This is a genomic window from Ramlibacter lithotrophicus (genome assembly GCF_012184415.1).
GTDB lineage: Bacteria > Pseudomonadota > Gammaproteobacteria > Burkholderiales > Burkholderiaceae_C > Ramlibacter > Ramlibacter lithotrophicus.
The window spans coordinates 218,438-244,645 of record NZ_VTOX01000003.1 but is presented as its reverse complement, the minus strand read 5'-3'; the positions used below and the strand labels follow the sequence as shown (position 1 = coordinate 244,645).

The window sequence follows — 26,208 nt, the reverse complement described above, 5'->3', positions numbered from 1 at the left end:
CCGTCAACACGGCCGGCGGCGGCGATCACGCCGACCAGCCGTTGAAGCGCGGCCAGGTGGCGGTGACGGTCCCGCCGGCGCCGACGACGAGGTACTGCTGGTACTGGGCCGCCGTCGAACAGGCGTGATTGGGCAGGATCCGCACCTGGGTGCCCACCGGCAGGTGCAGCGCGCCTTCGATGCGGCCGCTGCGGTGCGCGATGATGCCGTGCTCCTGGTTGGCGCCGACCATGATGAGGTCGGCTATCGGCCGGCCGTCCAGGTCGCATACAAGGCCGTAACCCTGGTCCACCGCCTGGCCCGAAGTGCCGCGGTCGCGCGACATGGCCATCCAGCCGGCATCGACCAGCGTCCAGCCCTTGTCGGCGCGATGCCCGATCACGGTGCCCAGCACCGACAGGGCGATGTCCTCGACCCGGCAGACGTTGATGCCGGCCATCACCAGGTCGAAGAAGACGAACACGCCGGCCCGCACTTCGGTCACGCCGGTCAGGTCGTCGGCGAAGGTGGCCGTCGGCGTGGAGCCGACGCTGACCACGGGGCAGGCGCTGCCCGCCGCGCGCAGCCGGTCCGCGGCATGCACGACGGCGTCGCGTTCCTGGCGCGCCATCGCCCGGATCGCCTCGGTGGAGGCGCAGTCGTAGGAACTGCCGGCATGGGTCAGCACGCCGTGGACCGGGATGCCCGCGGCTTCCAGGAAGCGGCCGAGTTCCAGCAGTTCCGCCGCGCCGGGCTCGATTCCGGAGCGGTGGCCGTCCGAGTCGATCTCGATCAGCACCGGCCAGACGCGGCCGCTGCGCTCGCGCTCGGCGGCCAGGACGCGGGCGGTCTCCATGTTGTCGAGGATCAGCGTCAGCCGCACGCCGCGGTCCTGCAGCGCGGCGGCGTGCGCCAGCTTGTTGGGCGCGATGCACACCGCGTACAGGATGTCGGTGAAGCCGTGGCCGGCGAAGAAGTCGGCTTCGTGCAGCGTCGACACGGTGATCGGCCCCGGGCCCTGGGGCAGCAGCCGCCGCGTGACGTCGATCGACTTGCTGGTCTTCACATGGGGGCGGAACGACACGCCCAGGCGCTGCAGGTGCGAGCGCATCCGCTCCATGTTGCGCTCCATGCGCTGCTCGTCGAGCAGCAGGGCCGGGGTTTCGAACTGGGCGAGGGAAAGATCTGGCATCGAATTGGGAAGGAGTTACAGCAGCGCGCCGCGCGCGGCGATCGGCCACACGGCTTCGACGGTGTCGCCGCGGAAGCAGATCAGTTCGTCATAGAGATTGACGGTCGGGTCGCAATGGCCTGGCACCAGCAGCACGGCGTCGCCGAGGGCGAGCGCCTCCTGCGACGGGGTGGCGATGACGCCGTGCTCGTCGGAGGCCTTGGCGTAGCGCAGCTCCGGACGCTGCCACACGGTCGGCATGCCGCTGTCGACGCTCGAGGCCTTGAGGCCGGCGTCGACCACGGCCCGGTCGGCGGTGGGCCGGCTCATGACCATGGCGCGCACGAACAGGGCATGTTCGAAGGCGATGTCGCCGGCGCCGAGCTGGTTGTCGCCGTAGTCACGGTCCATGAAGACGTACGAGCCGGCCTGCAGTTCGTCGAAGACGCCGCTGGCGAGTTCGTTCACGAAGCTGCCGGTGCCCGCGCCGGTGACTCGCTCCACGCGCAGGCCCGCCGCCTCGCAGGCGCGGACGCTGGCCCGGACCGCCTCGCAGGCGCCGGCGATGGCGTCGGCGCGGGACTGCGGCGTGCGCATGTGCTGGGCCGGCCCGTGGTAGCACTGCAGCCCGGCGAAGCGCAACCCCGCGCTGGACGCGATCTGGCGCGCGAGTTGCGCTGCCGGCTCGCCCGGCGGTACGCCGCAGCGGTTGGCGCCCACGTCGACCTCCACGTACACGTCGAGGCTGGCGTCCTGCGCCTTGGCCGCCGCCGCGAGCGCCTGCACCTGCTGCGGATGGTCGGCCAGCACGCCGATGCGGGCGCGCCGCGCCAGTGCCGCCAGCTGCCGCAGTTTCGCGTCGCCGACCACCTCGTTGGTGACCAGCACGTCCGCGATGCCGGCCTCGACGAAGACGGCCGCCTCGCCGACCTTCTGGCAGCAGATGCCCACGGCGCCCAGCGCCACCTGGCGCCTGGCGATCTCGGGGCACTTGTGGCTCTTGGCGTGCGGGCGCAGCCGCACCTTGGTGCCGGCCACGGCTGTGGCGAGGCGCTGCAGGTTGCGCTCGAACGCGTCGAGGTCCAGCACCAGGGCGGGCGTGTCGACGGCGGAGAGAGGATCGCCCACGCGGGCGGCTTTCCAGGGGCTCATGGCTGGTGGCTCGATCGAAGTTGGCGCCCGGAACTGACCATCCTGTCATCACAAGATGTCTTTGGGCATGGAATGGCGGCCTCAATGATGCCACCGCGGCAGGACATGGTCATTGCAGGCCCGGCTGCGGCCCCAGCCGGCCGGCGGGCGCCTCGTGCAGGAGCCGCCGCACGGCATCGGCGTACGCGATCTCCGAGTCGTCCTGCGGCTCGTAGCCGATCACCCGACGCGCCTGTTCCAGCGACCAGAATGCGCGGGTGTTGTCGGAGATGCCGTAGGCGATCACCCACGGCACCGCCTGCGGCGGCAGGGCGAGCGGCGCATCGACGGCGCAGCGGAACAGGCTGGCGCAGTCGCGGTCGCTCAACCAGGCGCCCAGCGCCCGCTTGAAGGCGGCGGGGCCCCGTGGCCGCGGCAGGCTGGTGGCTGGCGGGGCGACGCCAGGCGCGTAGCGGCCGGGGTCGATCGGGTAGGGTGAACCGATGCGCAGCATGACGAACTCCATCCGCCGGCCGAAGGTGCCGCAGGCATAGGGATGCGCCAGCAGCTCGTACGACGCCTTCGCCCAGCCGTAGAAGTTGTCGGCCAGCGGCAGGTCGGTCTCGTACACCGTCTCGCGCGCACGCTCGTGCACCTGCGCATGCTCGTACCAGTCGGCGGCGTGGTTGGACGAGACCACCACCACGCGGCGCACGCCCGCTTCCAGCGCGCCGCGGTAGACGCGCTGGGCCATGCGCACGTTGTCCAGTTCGGCGTCGAAGCGTTCCAGCTGCGGCGGCCGCGCACTGTACACGTCGCGCTCGCCGGAGGGGATGTAGGCGCTGTGCACCACCACCTCGACCCCGCGGAACAGCTGCGCCAGTTCGGCCTGCGGCGCCGCGAGCAGGCTGCACGGCACGAAGCTCGCGCCGGGCGGCAACGCCGCGGGGCGCCGCACGTCGGCCAGGCGCAGCGCGTGGCCGCGCAGCCCCGGCAGGGCCAGGGTGGCGAGGTGGCCGGCGGCGCCGGTGACGAGCACGTTCATGGCGTCTCCTCGCCGGCGAGGCTGCGGCGGATCCAGTCCAGCCGGCCCAGCGGCATCATGGCGTAGTGGTAGAAGGCGACCCCCGGCGCGCCCGAAGCGCGCACCGCGGCCACCTTGGCGGCGAGGTTCTGCGCGGCATGGCAGTCCGGCAGCAGCGGCCGCAGCGCCACGCGGCGCCGGGTCCCCGCGGGCAGCGCGCGGGCGTAGCTGGCCAGCAGCGCCTGCAGGCGTTCCGGCGTGTCCACGTAGCCGAGCAGGCACATCTCGTCGCAGGCGCCGGCCACGGCGGCGACGTCGATGCCGAGCTTGCGCGACGACAGCGTCACCTCGTCGTCGGCGCTGGTGCCGGCCATCACGTGCGGCATGCCGCCGGCGTGGTCGATGAAGCTCAATGGCACCCCCGAGGGCGCCATGGCGTTGCGCACCTCCGCGACGAGGCTGGCGACCGTGGCCATCCGCGCGCCGACGAAGGCCGAGAGCTCGGCCTGCGCGTCGGGGCCGAGCAGCGGCGCCGCCGGGCCCGGCGGGATGTCGCCGCGCCAGAGCGGCTCCAGGGCGGCGCGCACGGCAGCCGCGAGCGCTGCCACCCGAACGCCGGCGCGCTCCCCGGCTTCGCGGCAGTGGCCGCAGAAGCACAGCCCCAGCAGCGTGCGGGCTTCCGCCGGCAGGTGGATCAGGTAGCGTTCGTGGTGTTCGCCGTGTTCCAGCGGGCGGTAGTGCAGGCTCTCGGCGAGCAGGCTGCGCACCGGATAGCGCGCGAGGTCCGCCGCCAGTTCGCGGCAGTACGCGCGCACGCGCGGATTGGCAGGGCACAGGTCGGTGAGGAAGGGATCGCCGTAGACGTTGTGGGTGGCGCAGTCCGGGTGTGCCGTGGCCAACACCGAGTTGTGCAGGAAGATGGTCCAGGCATCGACGGCGAGGCCGCGCCGGCCCGCCGCTTCGCACAGCTGCGCCAGGACGTCGGCCCCGCCGGCGGCGTCCGCGAGTTGCGGGACGAGCCCGCTCGCGTAGCGGCTGCGCTGCGGCGCGAACCACGCGACGTCGCCCTGGTGCCGGTAGACATGGAACCTCGGGTTGTGCGGGAACACGTCGCGTGCGTCGTGATAGGTGGCGGCGAGCGCGATGCCCCCCGCGCCCGCGCGCTCCTGCACGTTGGCGAGGACCGTGTCCCAGCCCTCGTGCAGCAGGTCGGTGCCGAAAACGAAGATGGTGGCGTCCATGCGATCAGCTTCTCAGTACCAGTTGGCCTTGTCGACGACGTTGACGAGCGGCTCGCCCGACGCGAAGCGGCGGGCGTTGTCGCACAGCACCGCCAGCCGGCGCTCAACGATGTAGGGACCGACTACCGCCACGTGCGGCGTGAGCAGGGCCCGTGGCTCGTTCCACAGCGGATGACCCGGTGGCAGCGGTTCCTGCTCGAACACGTCGAGGGCGGCGCCGCCGAGCCGGCCGGCCCGCAGCGCGTCGGTCAGGGCCTGGAGGCGCACGGTGGCGCCGCGGCCGACGTTCACCAGCAGCGCGTGCGTCCGCATCAGCGCCAGCCGGCGGGCATCGATCATGCCTTCGCTTTGCGGCGTGTGCGGCAGCGTCAGCACGACGGCGTCGGCCACCGGCAGCAGCGTGTCGAGCTGGTGCGGCGGGAAGATCGCCTCCATGCCGGCGGGCGGCTCGGTGCGGCGCGGATCCAGCCCGATCACGTTCGCGCCCAGCGCGTGGACCATGCGGGCGATCTCGCCGCCGATGCCGCCCACGCCGACGACCAGGACGGTGCTCTCCGGCAGGTGCAGGATGTCCTGGTCGGCGAGGTGCCGGATCCATTCGTGGCGCTGCTGCTGGCGCAGGTAGCGCGGCAGCCCGCGCGCCAGGGCCAGCAGCATGGCGACGGCGTGCAGCGCGACGTGGTCGTTGTAGATGCCCCGGAAATTCGTCACCTGCACCGGGTGTGCCACCAGTTGCGGGAAGAAGTAGCCGGCCGGCGGCGCGGCCTGCGGCGCCTGCAGCCACGCCAGCCGCCCGGCCCGCGCCAGCAGTTGCGCATCGAGCGTGCCGAACGCCGCGTCCGCGTCCGGCAGCAAGTGCATGGCCGCCGCGTGGTCCGGGGCCACCAGCACGCGCAGGCCGGGCGCCGCCGCCGATACGGCGCTGGCCCATTCCTCCATCGGCACCTCGGGCTCCGCGAGCATCACCATCGTGCGTGTCATGCGGCGGCCCGTCCGGTGGCCAGGTTCTCCCACTCGCCGTCTCCCGTGAAGGCCGCGCGGTTGCGCGCGAAGATCGCGCCCCAGCGCGGGCCGAAGCCGGGGCTGTCGCCGGCGTTGTGGGCGGTGATGACGACGTTGGGCATGCCCCACAGCGGCGACTCGGGCGGCAGCGGCTCCACGGCCGTGACGTCCAGGCCGGCGCCGCGCAACCGTCCCGACTCGAGCGCGCGCACCAGCGCCGGCTCGTCGACCAGGCTGCCGCGTCCGACGTTGACCAGCCAGCCACGGCCCAGCCGCTCCAGTTGCCCTGCGCCGAGCAGCGAGCTGCGGTCCGGCCGCGCCGGGGCCGCCAGCAGCAGGATGTCGGCCCATTCGCAGGCGGCGTCCAGCTGGTCTTCGCCGCGCACGTCGCGCACGCAGCCGTCGTAGCGCTTCGGATCGCGCTTGACGCCCATGATTTCCAGGCCCCAAGGCTGCGCCCGGCGGGCCACCTGCTCGCCGATGCGGCCGAGGCCGACGATGGCTAGCTTCTTGCCGGCGAGCTGCTCGCCCGGCAGCGCCTGCCAGCGCCGCGCCGTCATGTGGCGCACGGCCTCGCCGATGCGCCGGGTGAGGGCCAACATCAGCGCGAACGCGTGCTCGGCGACGCATTCGGCGTGGACGCCGGCCGCGGTGGTGAGCACGATGCCGCGCTCGCGGAACTGCGCCAGCGGATATTGCTCGGTGCCGGCGCCGGTGCCGGCGATCCAGCGCAGCGACGGCCGCAGGAATTCCGGCCGCCAGGTGAAGGTGGCCAGCACCTGGGCGCCGGCATCGAGCGCGCGCACGACACCGGCGTCGTCGGCAGGGCAGTGCAGCACGACGCCCGGCATGGACCGCAGCGCCGTGTCCACGGCCGGGGGAAACCGCGGATGCAGCACGACATGGAGTTCGCTCATGGCGTCACACCGCGTTGGCCGGGCCGGTGGCCGTCGCGTGGCGCGGGTCGAGCACGTCGCGGATCGCGTCGCCCAGCACGTTGAAGGCCAGCATCAGCAGCACCAGCGCCGTCACCGGCCAGATCACCAGCCAGGGCGCGACGGTGATGAAGTCGCGCGCCTTCGACAACATGCTGCCCCAGTCGGCCTGCGGCGGACTGACGCCCAGGCCCAGGAAGCTCAGCGAGGCATACGCCAGCTGCGCGGTGGACATGCTCAGCGCCGCCAGCACGATCACCGACGGCAGCACGTTGGGCAACATGTGCCGCAGCAGGATGGCGCCGGTGCCGACGCCGGCCAGCCGCGCCGCGTCCAGGTACTCGCTGGTCTTCACGGTGAGCGCGCTGGCGCGCGCCAGCCGGGCAAAACGCGGCGTGTAGACGATGGCGATGGCCAGCACGGCGTTGAACAGCCCCGGCCCGAGCACGGCGACGATGATGATCGCGAGCAGCAGCGTCGGGAAGGCGAACAGCACGTCCTGGCTGCGATTGAGGACGCTGTCGATCCAGCCGCCGAAGTAGCCGGCGACGACGCCGATCGCCACCCCCGCGAGCATGGCGAGGGCCACCGAGAGGAAGGCGACGACGATCGCGATGCGCGAGCCGTCGATCACCCGGCTCAAGGTGTCGCGGCCCAGTTCGTCGGTGCCGAACCAGTGCTGGGCCGACGGCGCGGCCAGCATGCTGGCGAGATCGCCGGTGTTGGGGTCGTACGGCGCCACGGCGCGGCCGGCGATGGCCAGCAGCACGAACAGCACCACGACGCCAAGCGCGAACGCGCCGCCCTTGTGGCGCAGCAGGTCGGCCAGGAAGCCGGAGCGCGGCGGCTCGCCGGCCGCCGGTTCCTGGGGAAGCGCCACCGCGGCGCCGTCGGGATTGGTCATCTTGGCCTCTGGCGGGGATCCAGCACCGGATACAACATGTCGATCACGGCGTTGATCAGCACGAAGGCCACGGCGAACACCAGCGTGGTGGCCGTCACCATCGGATAGTCTCGGGTCGAGATCGCCTCCAGCATCGCGCGGCCCAGCCCGGGCAGGCTGAAGATCTGCTCGACGACGATCAGGCCGCCCAGCATCACGCCGAACTGGAAGCCGATGAAGGTGACGATCGGCGGCAGCGCGTTGCGCAGCGCGTGCAGGTACTGGATGCGCGGCAGCCGCACGCCCATGGCGCGCGCGGTGACGATGAACGGGTCCGACAGGACCTCCAGCATCGCGCTGCGCGTCATCTGCATGGTCATCGCCGCGATCGGCAGCGTGATGGTCGCGAGCGGCATCGCCATCGAGCGCAGGTGGGCCGCCGGGTCCTGCGACCACGGCGTGAACGCCACCTGGAACAGGTCGGGCGCGAAGCGCGATCCGACCAGCAGCAGCAGGATGCCGATCACGAAGGTGGGCACCGAGAACGCCACCAGCAGCTGGGCCCGGATGACGACGTCGAGCCGGCGGTTGGCATGCACCGCGGCGACGATGCCCGCGGGCAGGCCCAGGGCCGTGGACAGGAGCAGGCACAGCACCGCCAGTTCCAGCGAGACCGGAATCTGGTGCGCCAGGTCGGCGCTGATCTTGCGGCCCGTGATCGGCGAGGTGCCCAGGTCGCCCCGCACCGCGTTGCCAAGCCAGCGCACGTACTGCACGGGCAGCGGCCGGTCCAGGCCCAGGTCGCGCCGCACCTGCTCGAACTGCTCCTTGGTCGCGCCTTCCTGGCCGACGATGACGCTGGTGAGGTCGCCGGGAATCAACGAGCCGAGCGCGAACACCAGCGCCGACACGGCGAACAGCACGGCCAGCATCGCGCCGGCGCGGGAGAGCAGCAGTCTCAACATGGCACGGCCTCCGGCTCGCGCCGCGGCACCACCGCGACCGGCGCGAGGTGGCACGCGACCAGGTGGCCGCCACCGGCGTCGGCGAGGCGCGGCGCTTCCTCGGCGCAGCGCGCCATCGCCTGCGGGCAGCGGGTGCGGAAGCGGCAGCCGGACGGCGGGTTCATCGGGCTGGGGACGTCGCCGCGCAGCACGATCCTGGAGCGGCTGCGTTCCAGCGCCGGATCCGGCATCAGCGTGGAATTGCGCAGTGCGACGGCATAGGGGTGCAGCGGCTGCTCGGCGAAGGTGCGCGCCGGCGCGGTCTCGACGATCTCGCCCAGGTACATCACGATCACGCGATGGCTGATTGCCTGCACGGCGGCCAGGTCGTGGCTGATGAACACGTAGGAGGTGCCCAGCGTTTCCTGCAGTTCCACCAGGAGGTTGAGGATCTGCGCCTGCAGCGAGATGTCGAGCGAGGCGACGGCCTCGTCGTGCACCACCAGCGCCGGCCTGGCGATGAGCGCGCGCGCGATGGAGGCGCGCTGCTGCTGGCCGCCGGACATCTCGTGCGGCATGCGGCTGGCCATCTTCGGATTGAGGCCCACCAGCGGCAACATGCGCTCGACCTCGGCGTCGGCCCGGGCGCTGCGGACGCCGCGTGCCACGAGCGGCTCGGCGACGCTGGCGCCAACGGTGCGGCGCGGGTTCATGGAACCGGCGGGATTCTGGAACACCATCTGCGACTGGCGGCGCCGCTCGCGGCCCGCCGTGCCCGGCGCCCAGATGTCGCCGCCGCGCAGGCTCACCGTGCCCGCGTCGGGTGGCAGCAGGCCGACGATCAGGCGGGCCAGCGTCGACTTGCCGCAGCCTGACTCGCCGACCACGCCCAGCGTTTCGCCGGCGTCCAGACGCAGCGAGACGCCGTCGACGGCGCGCAGCAGGCCGCCGGGGCGACCGCCCTCGGCGCGGATGCGGAAGTGCTTGACGGCGCCCTGTACCTCGAGCAGCGGCGGTGCGGCGTCAGGCGGCATCGCTCATCTCCATGGTCTCGAACTCGGCGGCATCCTGCGCGAGCCAGCAGCGGGCGCTGTGGCGCGGCCCGACTTCGGCCAGCGGCGGGTGCGAGAGGCAGCGCTCCTGGGCCCGCGGGCAGCGGTCGCGGAAGCGGCAGCCGCCCGGCAGCGCGCTCATGTCCGGCGGCGCGCCGGGGAGCGTGGGCAATTTGCCGCGCGGCTGGTCGACGCGGGGAATGGATTGCAGCAGGCCGGCCGTGTACGGATGGCGCGCGTTGCCGAACAACTCGTCGACCGGGGCCTCCTCCACGATCTCGCCGGCGTACATCACGGCGACGCGGTCGCACATGCGGGCGATCACGCCCATGTTGTGCGTGATCAGCAGCAGCGCCGTGCCGTGGTCGTGGGTCAGCTGCTTCATCAAGTCCAGCACCTGGGCCTGGATCGTCACGTCCAGCGCCGTGGTCGGTTCGTCGGCGATCAGCAGTTGCGGCTCGTTGAGCATGCCCATCGCGATCACCACGCGCTGGCGCATGCCGCCCGACATCTGGTGCGGGAACGAGGCGGCCTGGCGTTCGGGGTCGGGCATGCCGACGTCGCGCAGCGCCTGCAGCACGGCCGGCGAGGAGGCGTCGCCGCGGCCGTGGGCGCGCAGCGTTTCGCCCAGCTGCCAGCCGACGGTGAACACCGGGTTGAGCGCGGTCATCGGGTTCTGGAACACCAGCGCCGCCTGGGTGCTGCGGCGCTCGCGCATCTGCTCCTCGTCGAGCTGGAGCAGGTCGGTGCCGTTCAGCATCACCGAGCCGCCTTCGATGCGGCCCGGGCTGGCGACCAGGCGCAGGATCGACATCGCGGTGACGCTCTTGCCCGAACCCGATTCGCCCACCAGACCCAGCGTCTCGCCGCGCCCGACGCTGAAGGACACGCCGTCGACCGCGGTGACGGTGCCGCGCCGCGTGCGAAAGCGGGTCGTGAGCCCCTCGACCGCCAGGACCGGCCCGGGATTCACTTGAACGTGACGCCCGCGAGGAAGGTGCGCGACAGCGTGGCGTCGGGCGCCACCGACTGCACCTTGGCACCGTACGACACCCAGGCGTTGCGCGCCGCGATGGTGATGTCGGGGTACACCAGGTCGTCCTGCATCTGGGCCACCTTGGCGAGCTGCGCCAGGTACTCCTCGGCCGTGCCGCCCTGGGCCCTGGTGATCAGCGCCGCCATCTCGGGCGGCGTGGGCCCTTGCCGGCCGGGGCGCGGCATCAGGTAGAACAGCGGGTCGGCCTGGTAGGCATATTCGTTGTCCATCAGCTCGTAGTCGGCGCGGTTCTGCTTGTCGAGCCAGACGGCGTTCTGGTTGGCCTGGATGTTGACCTTGATGCCGACCTGCGCCAGCTGGGTCTTGAGCAGTTCGGCGAAGCGGTCGAGGTAGGTCGCGTAGCCGGCCAGGTGGTTGAGGTTCACCTCGAAGCCGTTCGGGTAGCCGGCCTTGGCCAGCAGCGCCTTGGCCTGCGCCACGTCATGCCGGTGGTACTTCATGGTGTTCATCTTCGGCGCCCACGCATACGACGGCGGCACCTGCGCGCTGGGCACGGCTTCGCCGAGGAAGGCGCCCTGCGCCACGGCGGCGCGGTCGATCGCCAGCGAGATGGCGCGGCGGACGTCCGGGTTGTCGAACGGCTTGCGGCCGGTGTTGACGTTCAGCCGCACGGTGTTGGTGGAATTGACCTGCACGGTGCCCACCGACTGGTCGCCCTTGAGCTGCAGCCGGCTTTCGGCGCTGGGGAACATCAGGTCGATCTGGCCCGACTTCAGCGCGGCGATCTGGGCCGACTGCTCGGGCATGTAGCGGATCACGAGGTCGGCCACCTTCGCGGCGCCGTCCTTGTTCCAGTGGAACTCGTTGCGCTTGAGGACGAGCTGGGTGTTCGGCGAGTACGACACGAACTTGAACGGGCCCGTTCCCATCATTTCGCGCTTCGGGTCGTGGGTCTGCGCCCATTTCTGGCTCAGGATGGCCGAGCCGACCACGAAGGGGCTGCCCAGGTTCAGCAGGAAGCCCGCGTCGGGCTGCTTCAGCTTGAACCGCACGTGCTTGTCGTCGACCTTGGTCACGGACTCGATCGACTTGAAACGATCCTTGGCGTACGGCAGCCCCTTCTCAGCCAGCCGCTGGAAGGAGAACACGACGTCGTCGGCCGCCAGCGGCGTGCCGTCGGCGAACTTCACGCCGTCGCGCAGGGTGAAGTCGTACGTGGTCTGGGCCGCATCGACCGTCCACTTCGTGGCGAGCACGGGCACGATCGCGCCACCGGCGTCGGCGCGCACCAGGCCTTCGTAGACCAGTTGCCACGCATACCAGGTGCGGATCTGCGACGACTGGGTCGGATCGAACGTCTGGGGCACGACGTCCTCGGCGACCACCAGCGGCCGCACGGCCTGGGCCAGCGCGGAGCCGCCCGCGAGAATGCCGAGCGCCAGGATGCCGGCGAGGCGGAGCGAACGAAATCTCATGAAGGAATCTCCCTGTGTGTGACAGCCAACCTGGTGCTGGCGCACGGGAGCCGGGGGAGTACTTCTGGGACCGGAGGCCCGCGTCAGCAGGACGCAGAAGGTACGCCGGCGCCGCGCCGCGAAAAAGGCCGCGCCGCTGCTTTCGTTCTGTAGGCGCGCTTACGGATGCCGGCGCGCATCGCGCACAATCCGCGCTTGCCGGAGCCGCCGCGGCGGCCCGGAACCAACGGAGGACTCCATGACATCGCCAACATCGTCCGTCGCCGATCTCGCCGCGCTGCGCGGCGCGGATGCGGAGCTGCGCGCCTTCGCATCCTTGCTCGACGACGCGGCCGCCGCCGCCCAGGCCACGCGCCTGGAAGGTCCGCTGGCCGGCCAGTGGATCGCCGTGAAGGACATCTTCGACACCGCTCAACTCCCCACCGGCTACGGCTCGCCGATCTACGCCGGCCACCAGCCGGCCAGCGACGCCGCGATCGTCGGCATCATCCGCCGCGCCGGCGGGCTGGTCATCGGCAAGTCGGAGACGACCGAGTTCGCGTTCCTGCAGCCGGCGCCGACGCTCAATCCCGCCGCGCCGGGCTGCACGCCCGGCGGTTCGTCGGCGGGCTCGGCCGCCGCCGTGGCCGCCGGGATGGTGCCGCTGGCGGTCGGCTCGCAGACCGGCGGTTCGACGATCCGGCCGGCGTCGTACTGCGGCATCGTCGGCTTCAAGCCGACCTTCGCGCTGCTGCCCACGGCCGGGATGAAGTGTTTCTCGTGGTCGCTGGACACGGTGGGGCTCTTCGCCCGCACGGTAGGCGAGGTCGCCGCGTTCGCGCGGGCCGCGTCGGGGACGCGCATCGGCGAGTTGCCGGCGCGCGCGCCCGGGCAATGGGTGGTTGGCGTCCCCGACTCGTACCCCTGGGGCGAGCTCACGCCCAGCGCGCGGCAGGCGATGGAGCGCGGCGTCGCGGCCTTGCGCGCCGCCGGCGTCCGCGTGGTGTCGTGCGCCTTGCCCTCGTGGGGAGCCGACGCATTCGCGATCCACGACACCATCCAGGGCTGGGAAGCCGTCCGCTCGCTGGCTCACGAAATGGAAACCGCCAGCGACAAGTTCTCCGCGCTGCTGCGCGACACGCTGGCGGGGTACGCGAGGATCACTGATGCCGAATACGCCATCGCGCAGGCAAAGGCCGTGCACGCGCAGGCCGCGGCGCGCCACTGGTTCGACGGCATCGACGTGCTGCTCACGCCCAGTGCGCCCGACGAGCCGCCCGAAGGCTACGCCAGCACCGGCGTGTCGACCTTCAACCGCGCCTGGACGCTGCTCGGCACGCCGTGCGTCGGCGTGCCGGGTGCGGTCGGCGTCAAGGGACGTCCGATGGGACTGCAACTGGTCGCGCGGCCGGGCGAGGACGCACTCTGCCTGGCCGCCGGCGCCATGCTGGAGGCGGCGCTGCGGGATTGACCGAAACGGCCGGCGTTCGCGTCAGGCTGGGGGCGTCGGCAGGAGCAGACTGGAACCATGCCTGGGCGCGGCCGGCCAGTGCCGGCAGTCCGGCTCGGCGGGCCCGTGCTCGAGGCGCCAGCGCGCCGCCGACAGCCAGCCGCCATGGCCGACGGCGACCCGGGCGCCGTGAGCTGACCAGGCCGCCATGCGGGTCATCAGCTCGGCGACGCTCTCGCCGTTGCCGGGACGGTAGTGCAGAAAGTCGCGGCACCATGCATCCAGCTCGGCCACCGGAATCGCGCTCCAGGGCCGTCCGTCCCAGTCGCCGAAGTCCAGTTCGGACAGGGCCGGATCGACCACATGGCGCCAGCCCCAGCGCGCCAGCCAGCGGCCGACGTCGGCGCTGCGCCGCAAGGACGAGGTGACGACGATCTTCGGCAGTCGCCGCCGCCGGGCCACCTGCTGGATGCGGCGCGCCAGCCGCTTGGCCTGACGCCGCGGCACGGGCAGGTCGGTGCGGCCGATGCAGCGGCCGACCGCGCCGGCTGCGCGTGGATGACGCCACACGACCAGCGTGCCGCTCACCACGTGGTCGCCAGCGCCAGCAACACCGCCACTTCGGCCAGTTGTTCGGTGGCACCCAGCGTGTCGCCGGTATAGCCGCCCAGTCGCCTGTCCAGCCAGCGGCGCATCGCCAGCACGACCAGGACGGCTGCGGCCGCTGCGGCGGTGGCCCGTCCGCCCGTCGCCAGCGAGCCGAGCAGCGCCAGCGGCACGCCGCACCAGCCGGCGGCGGCGACGGCGTCGCGGCGCGCCACGGACCGTGCCAGCGGCTTGGCCTTGGCGTGTTCGGCGTCGCCGGCATACGGCAGCAGCACCATCAGCGCGACGGCGGCGGCACGCGCCAGCACATGGCTGGCCACCAGCGCTGCCGCCGCGAACCGCCAGCCGTGCCCGAGCAGCGCCGCCAGCAGCGCCGTGCGCAGGCCCAGCATCAGGATCAGCGCGGTGGCCCCGTAGCTGCCGATGCGCGAATCCTTCATGATCGCCAGCGCCTGGTCGCGGCCGGCCGCGCCCAGCAGCGCGTCGAAGGTATCGGCCAGTCCGTCTTCATGGAACGCGGCCGTGAGCCACGCGGTGGCGGCCACCGCCAGCGCGGCGGCCACGCCCGGCGGCCAGAGCGCCTGGGCGGCCCACAGCACGACCGCCCCGGCCGCACCGATCAGCGCGCCGGCAAGCGGGAAGTGCCGCACGCAGGTGTTCAGCCAGTGTGGCTCGAAGCCGGTCCAGCGCGGCGCCGGGATCCGGCTGAGGAATTGCAGCGCCACGAAGAACAGGCGCAGCTCGTGCGCGAGCGCTCGCATGCCGGCCTCAGTCGCTGCGCGTGCTGACGCCGGCCGATTCGAAGCTGGCCATCTCCGCCAGCACCCTGCAGGCGGCGGGCAGCAGCGGCCAGGCCAGTGCCGCGCCGGAGCCTTCGCCCAGGCGCAGGCCCAGGTCGAGCAGGGAGCGGGCTCCGAGGTGCCGCAGCCAGCGCTCATGCCCGGTCTCGGCCGAGCAATGCGAGAACACGCAGCGCTGCAGCACCGCCGGCGCCAGCGCCGCCGCGACCGCCACCGCCGCGGTGGTGATGAAGCCGTCGACCACGATCACGCGGTGCTCGCCGGCGGCCTGCAGCACCGCGCCCGCCATGGTGGCGATCTCCAGTCCGCCCAGGGCGGCCAGCGCGTCCAGCGGCGCGACCGCGCCGGCGTGGCGGTCCAGGGTCTGCTGCAGCACTGCCAGCTTGCGCGCCAGCCCGTCGTCATCCAGGCCGGTGCCGCGACCGACGCAGTCGGCCAGGGGCCGGCCGGTCAGCCGCGCCATCAGCAGGGCCGCCGCGGAGGTGTTGGCGATGCCCATCTCGCCCAGCAGCAGCGCGTTGCCGGGCAGGCCCGTCACGATGCGGCGGCCGTTCGTGATCGCCTCATCGCGTTGCGCCGCGCTCATGGCCGGCCCGCGACTCGCGTCCGCGGTCCCGTGCTCGGCCCCTGGGACCTTCGCGCGGAGCAGGCCGGGCTGCGGCTCGAAGTCGTGCGCCACGCCGCAGTCGACCACGGTGAGCGCGATGCCGTGCTGTCGCGCCAACACCGACACCGCGGCGCCGCCGGCCAGGAAATTGGCCACCATCTGCCGCGTGACTTCGGCCGGGAACGCGGAGACGCCCCGGGCCGCGATGCCGTGGTCGGCGGCGAATACCACCAGTTGCGGCGCCTCGAGCAGCGGGCGCCGCCGCCGCTGGATCAGCGCCAATTGCAGCGCCAGGCTCTCCAGCCGTCCCAGCGAACCCTGCGGCTTGGTCTTGTGGTCGAGATCGTGCTGCACCTGGGCGGCCAGCGCGGCGTCGTGCAGATCGGAGATGTCGGGCGCGGCGGCCGGGGTCATGGTCGTGGTCTTGATCATGGTCGTGGTTGCGATGGTGGCGGTTCACGGCAGCAGCGAATGCAGGGCGCCGGGGTCCATGTGGTCCTGCAGCAGGTCCGCCAGCGTGTCCAGGCTGGCGTCCAGCGTCGGCACGGCGGCGCCGAGCAGCGCGCGCATGACGGCCGGTGCTTCGAACAGGCCGTGCGCGTAGACGCCGAGCACGCTGCCGGCCTGCCAGCCGATGGCGTCGCCGTTGTCGGCGTGCAGCGCCGCCTCAGCCGAGGCGCGGGCGATGCTGCTGCCGTTGCGGATCTCGTACGCCGGCACGCGCAAGCCGGACAGTGCATCCCAGGGCGGGCGGAGCGCACCGAAACACACCGGGGCCGCGATCAGCCGCTTCGGCTGCGCATACCGGGTGGCCAAGGGCAGCAGCCCCAAGCCGCGCAGCGGACCGTGAGCCTGGCCGTCGACGCCTTCGGGATCGTCCAGGACCCGGCCCAGCAACTGCAGGCCGCCGCACACGCCCAGCACGCGCCGGCCGGCGTGCGCGTGCCGCAGGATCGCCCGGTCCAGCCCATGGGAGCGCAACCACGCCAGGTCGCCGCTGACCTGCTTGGAGCCCGGCAGGATCAGCCAGTCCGCGTCCTCGAGCTCCGCGGCCGTGCGTGCCCAGCGCAGGCGGCAGGCATGCGCCAAGGGCTGGAATTCGTCGACGTTGCTGGCGTGCGGGCCGGCGACGATGGCCACACGCGGCCCGTCGGCGGCACTCGGCGCGGCGTAGACGCCGTCTTCCTCGGGCAAGCCGTGATCGCGCCGCATGGGCAGCACGCCCAGCACCCGTACGCCCGTGAGTTGCTGCAGGCGCTGGGGTCCGGGCGCCAGCAGCGCGGCGTCGCCGCGAAACTTGTTGAGCACGAATCCCTGCAGGTGCGCGCGCAGATCGTCTGGCAGCAGCGCCCAGGTCCCGTGCAGGTGGGCGAAGGCGCCGCCGCGGTCGATGTCCGCCACCAGCCAGGCCCGCAGCCGGCCCGCCGCCCGGGCCCAGCGGGCGGTTCCCAGGTTGACGTAGTCCTGCGGCGCGAGGTTGATTTCCGCCGGCGAACCGGCGCCTTCGATCACCAGCAGCTCGTGGCGTGCGGCCAGCCGGTCGAAACTGGCGCGCGCAGCCGCGGCCAGCGCCGCGCTGCGTTCCCGCCAGGGTTGCCGCGACAGCGCGGCGTCGACGCGGCCGTGCAGCACTACCTGGCTGGCCACGTCGCCTTCGGGCTTGAGCAGCACCGGATTCATGTCCACCGTCGGCGTCACGCGCGCCGCCAGGGCCTGGAAATACTGCGCAGCGCCGATTTCGCCCCAGGCGCCGTCCGGTGCCGGGACCACCCGGGCGTTGTTGCTCATGTTCTGCGCCTTGAACGGCGCCACGTCCAGTCCCTGGCGTGCCGCCCAGCGGCACAGCGCGGTGGCCAGCAGGCTCTTGCCGGCGCCGCTGCTGGCGCCCCACACCATCAGTGCCGATTTCATGGGCGGTCCTTTCTCGACAGCGCGTCCAGCGCCGAGGCCAGTGCGCCGATCGCGGCCGGCGGCTGTGCCGAGACGCGCCACCAGCCGGCCAGACCGAACGAGGCCGCGTCGCGCACGGCGATGTCATAGGGGTGCAGCCGGTCGGCGGCCAGCGGCCGCGGCGGGCGCACGCAGAAGAACGGCGTGCCGCTCGCGCGTACCTCGAAATCGCGGGCGGCCAGCGCCTGCGCCAGGGCCTGCTTCCAGGCGGCCAGGCGCGGCCGCGTGTCGCGCACCCACTGCTGCACTTCGCCCGAGGCCCAGGCGCCGAGCATGGCTACGCCGTGCGCGCCCAGCGGCCAGGACGGCAGCGCCGCCTCGAGCGCGCGGCACCAGGCTGCGACGTCCCAGCCGGCTCGTTCCGGTGCCACCGCGTAGGCGCCGCGGACGCCGCACAGGCCGAGCGCCTTGTTGGGACTGTGCAGCACGAACACGCCGGAGCGGTCGGAGTCCTGCCAGCGGCCGGGACCATGCAGGCGCAGCGGCGCGTACACCGCGTCCAGCACGGTGGGCACGCGCTGCGGGTCTGGGGGCGGGGCGGCGTCGTCGCCGAGCGGGCTGGACGGCTCGGCGCACCAGCGCAGCGCCGGCACGGCCGGCCCCGCTGCATCGGACTGCAAGGCGCGGCCCCATGCGCGCGCGGCGGCTGCATAGTCGCCGTAGGCATGGCGCGGCACTGCGACCGGTCCGGGCCACAGGCGCCCACCGACGGCCGTCACACGCTGCACGAACTCGCTGGCGCTGGCGGCCAGCAGGATGCGATGCGCGGGGACGCCGTGCAGCGCGGCCAGTCGCTCGCGCACGACGGCGCAATCGGGATCGGGGTAGCGCGCCGGGTCGGCTGCGCGCACGGCTGCCAGCACGGCGGGGCAGGGGCCGGCGGCATTGGCGCAGGTGGAGAAGTCCCAACGGGCCGCGAACGCTCGGTCCGGTCCGCCGTGGCAACGCCCGTCCTGGTTCATGCCGCACCCCGCCACAACAGCACGCCCAGGGCCAGCGCGGCGGCCAGGGCGGCAGCGTGGCCCGCCGCGCGCAGCGCCTGCGCCATATGGCCGGAGCGCGCCTGGTCGCCGCCGGGATGCAGCACGTACACGCCCGGCTTGCTCAGGCGAATGCCCAGCCGCAGCGCCATTGCGGCCATCGGCCAGCCGCCGTTGGGCGATGGCGTGGTCGCGGCCTCGCGGCGCAAGGCCGCCGGCTGCACGCCGGGGCGCCACAGCAAGGCTGCCGTAATGCGGGCCGGCAGCCAGGCCAGCAGATCGTCGGCCCGGGCTGCGCATTTGCCGGCCCATTCCCAGCGGCCGTGGTAGCCCCACAGCGCGTCCATCGTGTTCACCGCGCGCCAGACCCAGGCGCCCGGCAGGCCGGCTACCGCGTACCAGAAGAGCGGCGCCACCACCGAGTCGTTGAGGTTCTCGGCCAGCGTCTCGAGCGCCGTTTCACGCACGGCGGTCGCGTCGAAGCCGCCCACGTCACGGCTGCACAGGCCCGCCAGCCGCTTGCGCGCGCAGGGCAGGCCGCTCGCCAGCGCAACTTCCACCGCCGCCACCTCCTCGCGCAACATGCGCCAGGCGAACGTTGGCTTGAGCGCCAGCGCCAGCAGCGGCACGCCGGCCCAGGCGGGCCATTCCAGCAGCGTGACCTCGAGCCACCGTGCCGCGGCGCCGATGGTGCCTGCGGTGGCCAGCCACAGGCCGGCTCCGGCTGCCAGAGCCACCGGGGGCGGCCAGCCGGGCAGGGGCTGGCCCAGCGCCGAGAGCAGGCGTCCGAGCCAGGCCACGGGATGCCAGGCGTTGCGCGGTTCGCCGAATGCAGCATCCAGCAGCCACGCCACGACGAGTGCCCCGGCGACGACCATGACCGGTTCGTCGCTCAATCCTCGATCCCCCGCTGCGCCGGCACGCCGGCGTGGTGGTGATGCTTCACCAACGCCATCTCGGTGACCGTATCGGCCAGGTCGATCAGCTCCGCCGGCGCCGCGCGTCCGGTCAGCACCACGTGCACATGGGCCGGCCGTTCCCGCAAGGCCTGCAGCACGGGCTGCAGCGGCAGCCAGCCATACCGCAGCGGATACATGATCTCGTCGAGCACCACCAGGAAGTGCTGTCCGGCGCGCAGCGTGGCCTCGGCGCGGGCCCAGCCCTCGCGTGCCAGCCGGGCGCTGTGCGCCAGGTCGCGGCTCTTCCAGCTGAAGCCGTCGCCCAGGCCCTCGATCGGCAGGCCCAGTTGCTCGAACACGCGGTGCTCGCCGAAGCGCGCCGTCGGCACTTTCATGAACTGGTAGATCCTGACGGCCTTGCCGCGGCCGTGCGCGCGCAGTGCCAGCCCGAACGCGGCCGTACTCTTGCCTTTGCCGTGACCGGTGTGCACGATGACCAGGCCGCGGCGCTGCCCCTGTGGCCGGGGATGTTCGGGCGCCGTCGGGGGTGCAACGATTTCCATGTCCGTTCCTTCAATGGTGATCGAGGGCCAGGGCCACGCGCGGCCGGCCGGCGCCGTCCGTGTCGACGTGCACGGCGCCGCCGAATACGCTTTCCACGGCCTGTTGCACCTGCGGGTCGGCCGGCGGTCCGTCGGCGCGGATCAGCCCCTGTTGCAGCACGAGCAGCCGATCGGCGCGCAGCGCGATGGCCAGGTCGTGCAGCACGGTGACCACGCCGCGCGGCGGGTCCGTCTCGTCGGCCAGGCGGCGGAACAGCCGCGCCAGCGCGACCTGGTGCGGTGCGTCCAGGTGGGTGGTCGGCTCGTCCAGCAGCAGCAGCGGTGCCTCGGTGGCCAGGGCCCGGGCCAGCTGCACGCGCTGGCGCTCGCCGCCCGAGAGCTGCTGCAACTGCCGTCCGGTCCAGCCGGCGCACTCGGTGAGCGCCATGGCCCGCGCCACGGCCGCGGCGTCGGCGGGGCCGGGCGTCCCCATCAGCCCCAGGTGCGCGAGGCGGCCGAGTTCCACGGTCTCGCGCACGGTCAGTTCGCCGGTCACGTCGCCCTGCTGGGCGAGCCAGGCGATGTGGCGGGCGCGCTCGAGCGGTGCCAGCCCATGCAGCTCGACGCCGTTCAGGTGAATCCTTCCCGCTGCTAGCGGTTGCAGGCCGGCCAGCGCGCGCAGCAGAGTGGACTTGCCCGCGCCGTTGGGGCCGACGATCGCGGTCCAGCCGCCAGCGAACGTGGCGCGCAGCGGCCCGAGCACGGTGCGCCCGCCCAAGGCGACCCCGACGTCCAGCGCCTCGAGCCTGGTCATCCGAAGGCCTTCCGTTTGAGCAGCAGGAACAGGTACAGGCCGCCCAGCACGGCCGTGACAACGCCGACCGGCAGTTCCTGCGGCGCGATCACGGCGCGGGAGAGCACGTCGGCGGCAAGCAGCAGCACCGTGCCCATGGCCGCGCTGGCTGCGAGCAACCAGCCGTGGGGGCCGGGCGCGTGGCGGCGCACCAGGTGCGGCGCCACCAGGCCGACGAAGGCCACCAGCCCGGCCTGCGACACGGCCAGCGCGGTGGCCAGGCTCAGGACCAGCACCAGCGCCAGCCGCAGGCGCGGCAGGTTCAGCCCCAGGCTGGCCGCACTGTCATCGCCCAGCGTCAACGCGTCCAGTGCCCGCGCCAACCGCCGGGCCGTGCGCAAGGCTACGGCCAGGCCGGCGCCCATCAGCAGCAGCGAAGGCCAGCCCAGAAAACTGGTGCTGCCCAGCAGGAAAGCCTGTTTGCCGCGCAGGGCATCGGGCGAGAGCAGCGTGACGAGGTCGCTCAAGGCCCCCAGCAGCACCGCCACGACCACACCGGCCAGCAAGAGCCTGAGCGTCTGGACGGCGCCGCGCGCCAGCGTGAGCGTCAGCGCCACGCCGGTGACGGCGCCGCCGAATGCCGCGGCCACCAGGCCCACGCGTTCCAGCCAGGCCGCGGTCGCCAGGCTCAGGTACACGCCGCCCAGCGCGGCGGCCGCCAGGACCAGCACCACCGCGAGGCCCGCACCGGCGGCGGAGCCGAGCAGATAAGGGTCGGCGAGCGGATTGCGGAACAGCCCTTGCGCCAGGGCGCCGGCCAGGCCGAGCAGCGCACCGACGAGCGCAGCCCCGAGGGTTCGCGGGGCACGGATCTCGCCCAGGATCAGCGCGGCCTGGTCGCCGTGGAGTTCGACCCAGAATGCGGAAGGGGAGAAACCGTGCGCTCCCGTCGTCAGGCCTGCCATCAGGCCCAGCAGCGTCAGGGCGGCCAGCCACTGCGCCAGACGCCGCCGCGCGACGCAGGCGTCCGGCGTCGCGGGATCGAGGGTCGCTGGCAGGCGCACCGCGGCGTTGCTCATGGCGGGCCCAGCCGTTCCAGGCAGTCGGCCAGTACGGCGGCGGCCTCGCCCAGGCGCGGCCCGGGGCGAATCAGCAGTTCGTACTGCGGCGTGGCGAAGGCGCAGCTGCGGCCCTTGCGGATGGCGGCCAGCGACGACCATCCGGGCCGGGCCGCCATGGCCTCCTGCTCGCGCTGCGCGCCCATCACCAGATCGGGCTTGGCGCGCACGACGAATTCGGGATTCAGCTTCGGGAACGGACCCATTCCGGCCGGCACGATGTTGGACAGGCCCAGCCGGGCCAGTGTTTCGCCGATGAAGGAGCTGGCGCCGGCCGCGTGCGGTGCGCCGCCGATCTCGAAGTAGACGCGCTGGCCGCGCGCAGCGGCGGGAACCCGCCGGGCCGCGGCGTCCAGCTCGCGTTGCAGCGCGGCCCATACGCGCTCGGCTTCGACGGGCGTTCCCAGCAGGGTCGCCAGCAGGCCGAGCGTGCGGCGCACGTCGGCGTGGGTATCCGACTTCAGGCGCAGCACCCGCAGGCCCAGCGCCTCCAGGCGGTCGAGCGAGCGGGCGGAGGTCGAGGCCAGCACCACGTCGGGGCGCAGCGCCGCGATGGCCTCGATCTGCGCGTCGTCCAGGCCTCCCAGCCGCGGCAGGTGCGCGAGTTCCGCGGGCCAGTTCGAGTAGCGGTCCACCCCCACCAGCCGCCCGCCGCCGCCCAGCGCCCACACCGATTCGGTCAGCGACGGTAGCAGCACGACGATGCGTTTCGGCGGCGCGGCGAAGCGGTGCGCGACGCCGCGGTCGTCGCGCAGTTCCACCACCTGCGCCGCGGCGGGACCGCACCCGAGCGCGGCGGCCAGCCACAGGCCGGCGATGGCGAAGCGTGCCAACGGGCGCCGCTTCACCGCTGCTCCTTCACGGTGAGCGGCTGGCCCGCCACCATCAGCGTGACGCGCCGGCACACCGCCGCCACCCGCTGGTGCAGCAGACCCAGGGCATCGACGCAGCGCCGTGCCTCGCGCGACATCGGCAGCAGGCCCAGCCCGATCTCGTTGGACACCAGGACCACCGGACCCGGGCCGGCCGCCAGCGCGGCCAGCAGTTCGGCTTCGCGCGCCAGCCAGGCCGTCTCGTCCAGGCCGGGACCCAGCGGTGGCAGCAGGCATTGCGTGAGCCACAGCGTCAGGCAGTCCACCACCAGCAGGCGGTGCGCCGCGCCGTGGTTGCGCAGCGCCGCCGCCAGGTCCTGCGCCACTTCGACCGTGCCCAGTGCCGGCACCCGCGCTGCGCGCGCTGCCCGGTGGCGCGCGATGCGTTGCGCCATCTCGTCGTCGCCCGCCAGGGCGGTGGCCAGCAGCAGTGCCTCGCGTCGCGGCGCGCCGGCCAGCCAGGCCGCGGCGCGTTCCTCCGCCGTGCGCGACTTGCCGCTCTTGGCGCCGCCCAGGATCAGTTCGTGGCCGATCGGGTCCATCACCAGGCTCCCGGGCTGAACAGCCGCGCAGCGAGCGCCGGCGACGAGGCAAACCACGGGTGGAACCAGCTCGCGCGCAGGCTGCCGCGCTGGTACACCGGCTCGCCGGCGCCCGCGGCGGCCCCGCGCGCGGGCTCGGTCAGCGCGATGGCCGCGAGGTCGGTCTCGAATCGCGACCAGTGGAAGCTGTGGCCCCGCAGTTCGTCCTCGCCGAAGCGAAGCCGGTGCGGTCCGAGCGCAGCCAGGCGCCGGCCGAGGACGGCAGTGCCGGGCAGCAGACCCCACATCCGGTGCCGCTCGCCCCCGCCGTCGACCAGGGTCTCGGCCAGCGCCATCATGCCGCCGCACTCGGCCCACAGCGGGCGCCCGGCCTGGACGTGGTCGGCGATCTGGTCGCGCAGCTCGGTGCGCGCGGCCAGGGCGCCGGCATGCAGTTCGGGATAGCCGCCGGGCAGCCACAGCGCGTCGCAGGCCGGCAAGGCGTCGCCGGCCAGCGGCGAGAAGAATTCGAGCTGCGCGCCCAGGGCGTGCAGGACCTCGAGGTTGGCCGGGTAGACGAAGGCGAAGGCGGCGTCGCGCGCCACGGCGATGCGCCGGCCGGCCAGCAGCGGCGCGGTCGGCGCGACGGCAGGCGACGGCGGCGGCTGCCAGTGCGGCCAGGCGCGCAGCGGCCGCTGCCCCAATGCGGTGGCGGCCAGCGCATCGGCCGCGGCATCCAGCCGCGCCAGCGCATCGGGCAGTTCACCGGCCGCGGCGAGGCCGAGATGGCGTTCAGGCAGGGCGAAGGCGTCACCGCGCGGCAGGTGCCCGAGCCAGCCGGCGTCCGGCGCCAGCGACTCCTGCAGCATCGCCGCATGGCGCGCGCTGCCGACCCGGTTGGCCAGCACGCCGGCCCAGGGCAGGCCCGGCCGCCAGGTGCGCAGCCCGTGCACCAGCGCGGCGAAGGTGCCGGCCATCGCGCCGGCATCGATCACCGCCAGCACCGGCAGGCCGAAGCGCTGCGCCAGGTCCGCCGCGCTGGGCTGCCCGTCGTACAGGCCCATCACGCCTTCGACGATGACGAGGTCGGCCTCGCGCGCCGCCGTGGCCAGTCGCGCGGCGCAGTCCGCCTCGCCGTTGATCCACAGGTCCAGCGAATCGACCGGCGCACCGCTGGCCATGGCCAGCCACTGCGGATCCAGGAAGTCGGGCCCGCACTTGAAGGCGCGCACCCGCGCCCCGGCGCGGGCGTGCAGGCGGGCCAGTGCCGCGGCCACCGTGGTCTTGCCCTGGCCCGACGCGCAGGCCGCCACCAGGACGGCGGAAGGTCCGGCCGTCGCGGTCTGGCGCGCCGTCATGGCAGCGCCCACCGCATGGTCAACTGGACGGCGCGTCCGGCCGTGGCGTAGCTGCGCGCCAGTTCGTACTGCTTGTCGCCGACATTGTCGATGCGGCCTTCGATGAGCAGGCCGGGCCGCAACGGGCGGCTGGCGACGAGGTTGACGAGCGCATAGCCTGCGAGGCGCTGCGTGTTGGCCGCGTTCTCGAATCGCGGACCGGCCGCTCGAGCTTCGACGCCGAGCGACCAGTCGGCCCACATCGTGTCGGCGCCGAACGTGGCCAGCCGGCGGGCCCGGCGGGCCAGCTGCTTGCCGGTCTGCAGGTTGCGCGGGTCATGCCAGTCCAGCGATCCGCGCAACGTGAGCGACGCGATGGTGGTGCGGCCGGCGAGTGTCAGGCCCTGCATGCGCGCCCGTCCCACGTTCTGGTAGCAGCCGAGGATGGAAACGCAGGGCCCGGCCGGGCCGAAGACGAGCAGGTCGTTCACGGTATTGCGCCAGAGCGTGGCGCTCCACTCGCTGCGGTTGACGGCATGCCTGATGCCCAGTTCGACATTGCGGCCGCTTTCGGGGACCAGCGTCGCGACCCCGTACTCGCTGAAGCGCTGGTACAGCGTGGGCGCGCGAAACGACGTGGCCGCCGCCGCAGTGGCACGCCAGCCCGGCGCCAGTCGCCATCCCCAGGCCAGGCTGCCCGTGCTCCTCGCGCCGAACTCGCTGTCGCGGTCATGCCGCAGATGCGCCTGCAACGAACGTGCGCCGAACTCGCCGCGCCAGCCCAGCGCCAGCGCATCCTGCGAGCGCCGGCCGACCAGCGTGGGCGCGAACGCGGTGGAGCTGTTGTCCAGGCGGTCTTCCCGGCGCTCGAGCGCGGCCGTCAGCTGCTGCGTTCCGATGCGCTGCTCGTGCTGGATCAGGAAATTGCGCAGCGTCGTCTCGGTGCGGTAGAAAGTCGGCACAGTTTCCTGCGTGCTGCGTGATTCGCCCGCCTGCACCCGTGTGGCAGAGCTCTCGGACCAACCGGCCTGCCAGCCCAGCGCCGCGGTGCGCAGGCTGTGGTGCGAGACGTCGTCGCTGGCGCGGCTGCCGTCGTACTGCGCACGCAGGCTGGTGGCCAGCAGCGAGGCGTCGAGGTGGTGCCTGGGCGCCGGGTCCAGCCCGACGCGGGCGTGCAAGGCCCCGCGGCGCCAGCCGTCGCGGTCCGGATTCGCAGTGGGTGCGATCCGGGCGTTGAAGCCGTCGCTGCGGCCCTGCGAGGCCGACAAGGCATAGTCGATCGAGCCGGATGCGCCGCTGACGCCGGCACGCGCCTGCGCCGTGTTCCGGCTTCCCGCCGTCAGCGCCGCGGTGGGTCTTGCGGGGCCCTTGCCGCGGTGGGTGAACAGCTGCACCACGCCGCCGACCGCGTCCGAGCCGTACACGGCTGCCGCGGGTCCGCGCAGGACCTCGATGCGCTCGATCTGGTCCAGGGGAAGCTGCTCCCACATCGCGCCGCCGGTGGATTGCGAGTCGATGCGCACGCCGTCGAGGTACACCGCCGCATGCCGGGTCTCGGCGCCGCGGATGAACACGCTGGTGGCGGTGCCGGGTCCGCCGTTGCGGGCGAACTCGATGCCAGGCAGCTGCGCCAGCAGGTCCGCCACGCTGGCGACGCCGGCGCGCTCGATGGCCGCGCGATCGAGGACCGACACCTCGGCCAGCACGGCCGAAAGCGGTTGCGGACTGCGGCTGGCCGTGACGATCACGGGGTCCAGACTCGCTGGCGTCTGGGCCGTGGCGGTGAAGGCAAGGAGGGACAGGGCCGTCAGGGCGGCCGTCGTGCGTACCGGGGCCGTGGGGCCCAGTGCGTGAGTCGACATTGCAGGAAACCGGCAGACGATGTGCATCACCGGTCCCCGACGGCGTCGCACAGCACGG

The 26,208-nt window shown here is 73.2% G+C and carries 25 protein-coding genes; 1 reads left to right on the top strand and 24 read right to left on the bottom strand.

Annotated elements, in window-relative coordinates:
* Nucleotides 1–25: 25 nt before the first annotated feature.
* From RAMLITH_RS11040 to RAMLITH_RS10990, 11 genes are all read right to left on the bottom strand, one after another.
* Nucleotides 26–1,171, bottom strand: coding sequence for a DSD1 family PLP-dependent enzyme (locus RAMLITH_RS11040; protein WP_168107454.1), 1,146 nt, complete (start codon nucleotides 1,169–1,171; stop codon nucleotides 26–28).
* A 15-nt stretch (nucleotides 1,172–1,186) separates the two neighbouring features.
* Complete coding sequence (locus RAMLITH_RS11035; RefSeq protein ID WP_168107453.1) at nucleotides 1,187–2,302, bottom strand: DSD1 family PLP-dependent enzyme; 1,116 nt, start codon at nucleotides 2,300–2,302, stop codon at nucleotides 1,187–1,189.
* Nucleotides 2,303–2,411: 109 nt separating this feature from the next.
* Nucleotides 2,412–3,326: an NAD-dependent epimerase/dehydratase family protein gene (locus RAMLITH_RS11030; protein WP_168107452.1), complete on the bottom strand. Its 915-nt coding sequence runs from the start codon at nucleotides 3,324–3,326 to the stop codon at nucleotides 2,412–2,414.
* Nucleotides 3,323–4,546 carry a hypothetical protein gene (locus tag RAMLITH_RS11025; protein ID WP_168107451.1) on the bottom strand — a complete coding sequence of 408 codons (1,224 nt, stop codon included), beginning with the start codon at nucleotides 4,544–4,546 and terminating at the stop codon, nucleotides 3,323–3,325. Before RAMLITH_RS11025 ends, RAMLITH_RS11030 begins: the two co-directional genes overlap by 4 nt.
* 12 nt (nucleotides 4,547–4,558) lie before the next feature.
* Nucleotides 4,559–5,527 (bottom strand): D-2-hydroxyacid dehydrogenase, encoded by a 969-nt coding sequence (locus tag RAMLITH_RS11020; RefSeq protein WP_168107450.1) that lies wholly within the window; start codon nucleotides 5,525–5,527, stop codon nucleotides 4,559–4,561.
* The gene (locus RAMLITH_RS11015) at nucleotides 5,524–6,465 is read right to left on the bottom strand and encodes a D-2-hydroxyacid dehydrogenase (RefSeq protein WP_168107449.1); all 942 of its coding nucleotides are present in this window, start codon (nucleotides 6,463–6,465) and stop codon (nucleotides 5,524–5,526) included. The genes RAMLITH_RS11020 and RAMLITH_RS11015 overlap by 4 nt, the downstream gene beginning before the upstream one ends.
* A gap of 4 nt (nucleotides 6,466–6,469) precedes the next feature.
* On the bottom strand, nucleotides 6,470–7,387 hold the full coding sequence (locus tag RAMLITH_RS11010; RefSeq protein ID WP_168107448.1) for an ABC transporter permease: 918 nt from the start codon (nucleotides 7,385–7,387) through the stop codon (nucleotides 6,470–6,472).
* Complete coding sequence (locus RAMLITH_RS11005) at nucleotides 7,384–8,331, bottom strand: ABC transporter permease (protein ID WP_168107447.1); 948 nt, start codon at nucleotides 8,329–8,331, stop codon at nucleotides 7,384–7,386. The genes RAMLITH_RS11010 and RAMLITH_RS11005 overlap by 4 nt, the downstream gene beginning before the upstream one ends.
* Nucleotides 8,325–9,344, bottom strand: coding sequence for an ABC transporter ATP-binding protein (locus RAMLITH_RS11000; protein WP_168107446.1), 1,020 nt, complete (start codon nucleotides 9,342–9,344; stop codon nucleotides 8,325–8,327). The genes RAMLITH_RS11005 and RAMLITH_RS11000 overlap by 7 nt, the downstream gene beginning before the upstream one ends.
* A complete protein-coding gene (locus tag RAMLITH_RS10995) occupies nucleotides 9,334–10,335 on the bottom strand; it encodes an oligopeptide/dipeptide ABC transporter ATP-binding protein (RefSeq protein ID WP_168107445.1) in 1,002 nt (333 codons plus the stop codon). The genes RAMLITH_RS11000 and RAMLITH_RS10995 overlap by 11 nt, the downstream gene beginning before the upstream one ends.
* On the bottom strand, nucleotides 10,332–11,834 hold the full coding sequence (locus tag RAMLITH_RS10990; protein ID WP_168107444.1) for an ABC transporter substrate-binding protein: 1,503 nt from the start codon (nucleotides 11,832–11,834) through the stop codon (nucleotides 10,332–10,334). The genes RAMLITH_RS10995 and RAMLITH_RS10990 overlap by 4 nt, the downstream gene beginning before the upstream one ends.
* 238 nt (nucleotides 11,835–12,072) lie before the next feature.
* On the opposite strand from RAMLITH_RS10990, the gene RAMLITH_RS10985 reads away from it, so the two are divergent.
* A complete protein-coding gene (locus tag RAMLITH_RS10985) occupies nucleotides 12,073–13,284 on the top strand; it encodes an amidase (protein ID WP_168107443.1) in 1,212 nt (403 codons plus the stop codon).
* A 21-nt stretch (nucleotides 13,285–13,305) separates the two neighbouring features.
* On the opposite strand, the gene RAMLITH_RS10980 is transcribed toward RAMLITH_RS10985, so the two are convergent.
* Genes RAMLITH_RS10980 through RAMLITH_RS10920 form a run of 13 tightly spaced genes read right to left on the bottom strand, consistent with a single transcriptional unit; the run spans nucleotide 13,306 to nucleotide 26,150 of the window.
* Complete coding sequence (locus RAMLITH_RS10980) at nucleotides 13,306–13,851, bottom strand: histidine phosphatase family protein (protein ID WP_168107442.1); 546 nt, start codon at nucleotides 13,849–13,851, stop codon at nucleotides 13,306–13,308.
* The gene (gene cobS / locus RAMLITH_RS10975) at nucleotides 13,848–14,630 is read right to left on the bottom strand and encodes an adenosylcobinamide-GDP ribazoletransferase (RefSeq protein ID WP_168107441.1); all 783 of its coding nucleotides are present in this window, start codon (nucleotides 14,628–14,630) and stop codon (nucleotides 13,848–13,850) included. Before cobS ends, RAMLITH_RS10980 begins: the two co-directional genes overlap by 4 nt.
* A gap of 7 nt (nucleotides 14,631–14,637) precedes the next feature.
* Nucleotides 14,638–15,708 (bottom strand): nicotinate-nucleotide--dimethylbenzimidazole phosphoribosyltransferase, encoded by a 1,071-nt coding sequence (gene cobT, locus RAMLITH_RS10970; RefSeq protein ID WP_168107440.1) that lies wholly within the window; start codon nucleotides 15,706–15,708, stop codon nucleotides 14,638–14,640.
* A 24-nt stretch (nucleotides 15,709–15,732) separates the two neighbouring features.
* Nucleotides 15,733–17,187 carry a cobyric acid synthase gene (locus RAMLITH_RS10965; protein WP_168107439.1) on the bottom strand — a complete coding sequence of 485 codons (1,455 nt, stop codon included), beginning with the start codon at nucleotides 17,185–17,187 and terminating at the stop codon, nucleotides 15,733–15,735.
* On the bottom strand, nucleotides 17,184–18,188 hold the full coding sequence (locus RAMLITH_RS10960; RefSeq protein WP_168107438.1) for an aminotransferase class I/II-fold pyridoxal phosphate-dependent enzyme: 1,005 nt from the start codon (nucleotides 18,186–18,188) through the stop codon (nucleotides 17,184–17,186). Before RAMLITH_RS10960 ends, RAMLITH_RS10965 begins: the two co-directional genes overlap by 4 nt.
* Nucleotides 18,185–19,102: an adenosylcobinamide-phosphate synthase CbiB gene (gene cbiB / locus RAMLITH_RS10955; RefSeq protein ID WP_238344134.1), complete on the bottom strand. Its 918-nt coding sequence runs from the start codon at nucleotides 19,100–19,102 to the stop codon at nucleotides 18,185–18,187. Before cbiB ends, RAMLITH_RS10960 begins: the two co-directional genes overlap by 4 nt.
* Nucleotides 19,099–19,668 (bottom strand): cob(I)yrinic acid a,c-diamide adenosyltransferase, encoded by a 570-nt coding sequence (cobO, locus tag RAMLITH_RS10950; RefSeq protein WP_168107437.1) that lies wholly within the window; start codon nucleotides 19,666–19,668, stop codon nucleotides 19,099–19,101. Before cobO ends, cbiB begins: the two co-directional genes overlap by 4 nt.
* A gap of 10 nt (nucleotides 19,669–19,678) precedes the next feature.
* A complete protein-coding gene (locus tag RAMLITH_RS10945; protein WP_168107436.1) occupies nucleotides 19,679–20,461 on the bottom strand; it encodes an ABC transporter ATP-binding protein in 783 nt (260 codons plus the stop codon).
* Nucleotides 20,458–21,519 (bottom strand): FecCD family ABC transporter permease, encoded by a 1,062-nt coding sequence (locus tag RAMLITH_RS10940; RefSeq protein ID WP_168107435.1) that lies wholly within the window; start codon nucleotides 21,517–21,519, stop codon nucleotides 20,458–20,460. Before RAMLITH_RS10940 ends, RAMLITH_RS10945 begins: the two co-directional genes overlap by 4 nt.
* Entirely contained in the window at nucleotides 21,516–22,406 is an 891-nt protein-coding gene (locus RAMLITH_RS10935) for a helical backbone metal receptor (RefSeq protein WP_168107434.1), read from the bottom strand. The genes RAMLITH_RS10940 and RAMLITH_RS10935 overlap by 4 nt, the downstream gene beginning before the upstream one ends.
* Nucleotides 22,403–22,972, bottom strand: a complete 570-nt coding sequence (locus tag RAMLITH_RS10930) for a bifunctional adenosylcobinamide kinase/adenosylcobinamide-phosphate guanylyltransferase (RefSeq protein ID WP_168107433.1) — start codon at nucleotides 22,970–22,972, stop codon at nucleotides 22,403–22,405. The genes RAMLITH_RS10935 and RAMLITH_RS10930 overlap by 4 nt, the downstream gene beginning before the upstream one ends.
* Complete coding sequence (locus RAMLITH_RS10925) at nucleotides 22,972–24,309, bottom strand: cobyrinic acid a,c-diamide synthase CobB (RefSeq protein ID WP_168107432.1); 1,338 nt, start codon at nucleotides 24,307–24,309, stop codon at nucleotides 22,972–22,974. Before RAMLITH_RS10925 ends, RAMLITH_RS10930 begins: the two co-directional genes overlap by 1 nt.
* Nucleotides 24,306–26,150, bottom strand: coding sequence for a TonB-dependent receptor domain-containing protein (locus RAMLITH_RS10920; protein ID WP_168107431.1), 1,845 nt, complete (start codon nucleotides 26,148–26,150; stop codon nucleotides 24,306–24,308). Before RAMLITH_RS10920 ends, RAMLITH_RS10925 begins: the two co-directional genes overlap by 4 nt.
* Nucleotides 26,151–26,208 lie beyond the last annotated feature (58 nt).

Excerpts from the sequence above, each read along its gene's own strand:
- RAMLITH_RS11005 (WP_168107447.1), bottom strand. The coding sequence starts at position 8,331 with ATGTTGAGACTGCTGCTCTCCCGCGCCGGCGCGATGCTGGCCGTGCTG.
- RAMLITH_RS10920 (WP_168107431.1), bottom strand. The coding sequence starts at position 26,150 with ATGTCGACTCACGCACTGGGCCCCACGGCCCCGGTACGCACGACGGCC.
- RAMLITH_RS11000 (WP_168107446.1), bottom strand. The coding sequence starts at position 9,344 with ATGCCGCCTGACGCCGCACCGCCGCTGCTCGAGGTACAGGGCGCCGTC.
- RAMLITH_RS10985 (WP_168107443.1), top strand. The coding sequence starts at position 12,073 with ATGACATCGCCAACATCGTCCGTCGCCGATCTCGCCGCGCTGCGCGGC.
- RAMLITH_RS11020 (WP_168107450.1), bottom strand. The coding sequence starts at position 5,527 with ATGACACGCACGATGGTGATGCTCGCGGAGCCCGAGGTGCCGATGGAG.
- RAMLITH_RS10990 (WP_168107444.1), bottom strand. The coding sequence starts at position 11,834 with ATGAGATTTCGTTCGCTCCGCCTCGCCGGCATCCTGGCGCTCGGCATT.
- RAMLITH_RS10960 (WP_168107438.1), bottom strand. The coding sequence starts at position 18,188 with ATGAACCAGGACGGGCGTTGCCACGGCGGACCGGACCGAGCGTTCGCG.
- RAMLITH_RS10945 (WP_168107436.1), bottom strand. The coding sequence starts at position 20,461 with ATGACCAGGCTCGAGGCGCTGGACGTCGGGGTCGCCTTGGGCGGGCGC.
- cobO (WP_168107437.1), bottom strand. The coding sequence starts at position 19,668 with ATGGAAATCGTTGCACCCCCGACGGCGCCCGAACATCCCCGGCCACAG.
- RAMLITH_RS11030 (WP_168107452.1), bottom strand. The coding sequence starts at position 3,326 with ATGAACGTGCTCGTCACCGGCGCCGCCGGCCACCTCGCCACCCTGGCC.
- RAMLITH_RS10940 (WP_168107435.1), bottom strand. The coding sequence starts at position 21,519 with ATGAGCAACGCCGCGGTGCGCCTGCCAGCGACCCTCGATCCCGCGACG.
- RAMLITH_RS11035 (WP_168107453.1), bottom strand. The coding sequence starts at position 2,302 with ATGAGCCCCTGGAAAGCCGCCCGCGTGGGCGATCCTCTCTCCGCCGTC.
- RAMLITH_RS10930 (WP_168107433.1), bottom strand. The coding sequence starts at position 22,972 with ATGGACCCGATCGGCCACGAACTGATCCTGGGCGGCGCCAAGAGCGGC.
- cobS (WP_168107441.1), bottom strand. The coding sequence starts at position 14,630 with ATGCGAGCGCTCGCGCACGAGCTGCGCCTGTTCTTCGTGGCGCTGCAA.
- RAMLITH_RS11015 (WP_168107449.1), bottom strand. The coding sequence starts at position 6,465 with ATGAGCGAACTCCATGTCGTGCTGCATCCGCGGTTTCCCCCGGCCGTG.
- RAMLITH_RS11025 (WP_168107451.1), bottom strand. The coding sequence starts at position 4,546 with ATGGACGCCACCATCTTCGTTTTCGGCACCGACCTGCTGCACGAGGGC.
- RAMLITH_RS10965 (WP_168107439.1), bottom strand. The coding sequence starts at position 17,187 with ATGAAATCGGCACTGATGGTGTGGGGCGCCAGCAGCGGCGCCGGCAAG.
- RAMLITH_RS11010 (WP_168107448.1), bottom strand. The coding sequence starts at position 7,387 with ATGACCAATCCCGACGGCGCCGCGGTGGCGCTTCCCCAGGAACCGGCG.
- RAMLITH_RS11040 (WP_168107454.1), bottom strand. The coding sequence starts at position 1,171 with ATGCCAGATCTTTCCCTCGCCCAGTTCGAAACCCCGGCCCTGCTGCTC.
- cobT (WP_168107440.1), bottom strand. The coding sequence starts at position 15,708 with ATGATCAAGACCACGACCATGACCCCGGCCGCCGCGCCCGACATCTCC.
- RAMLITH_RS10925 (WP_168107432.1), bottom strand. The coding sequence starts at position 24,309 with ATGACGGCGCGCCAGACCGCGACGGCCGGACCTTCCGCCGTCCTGGTG.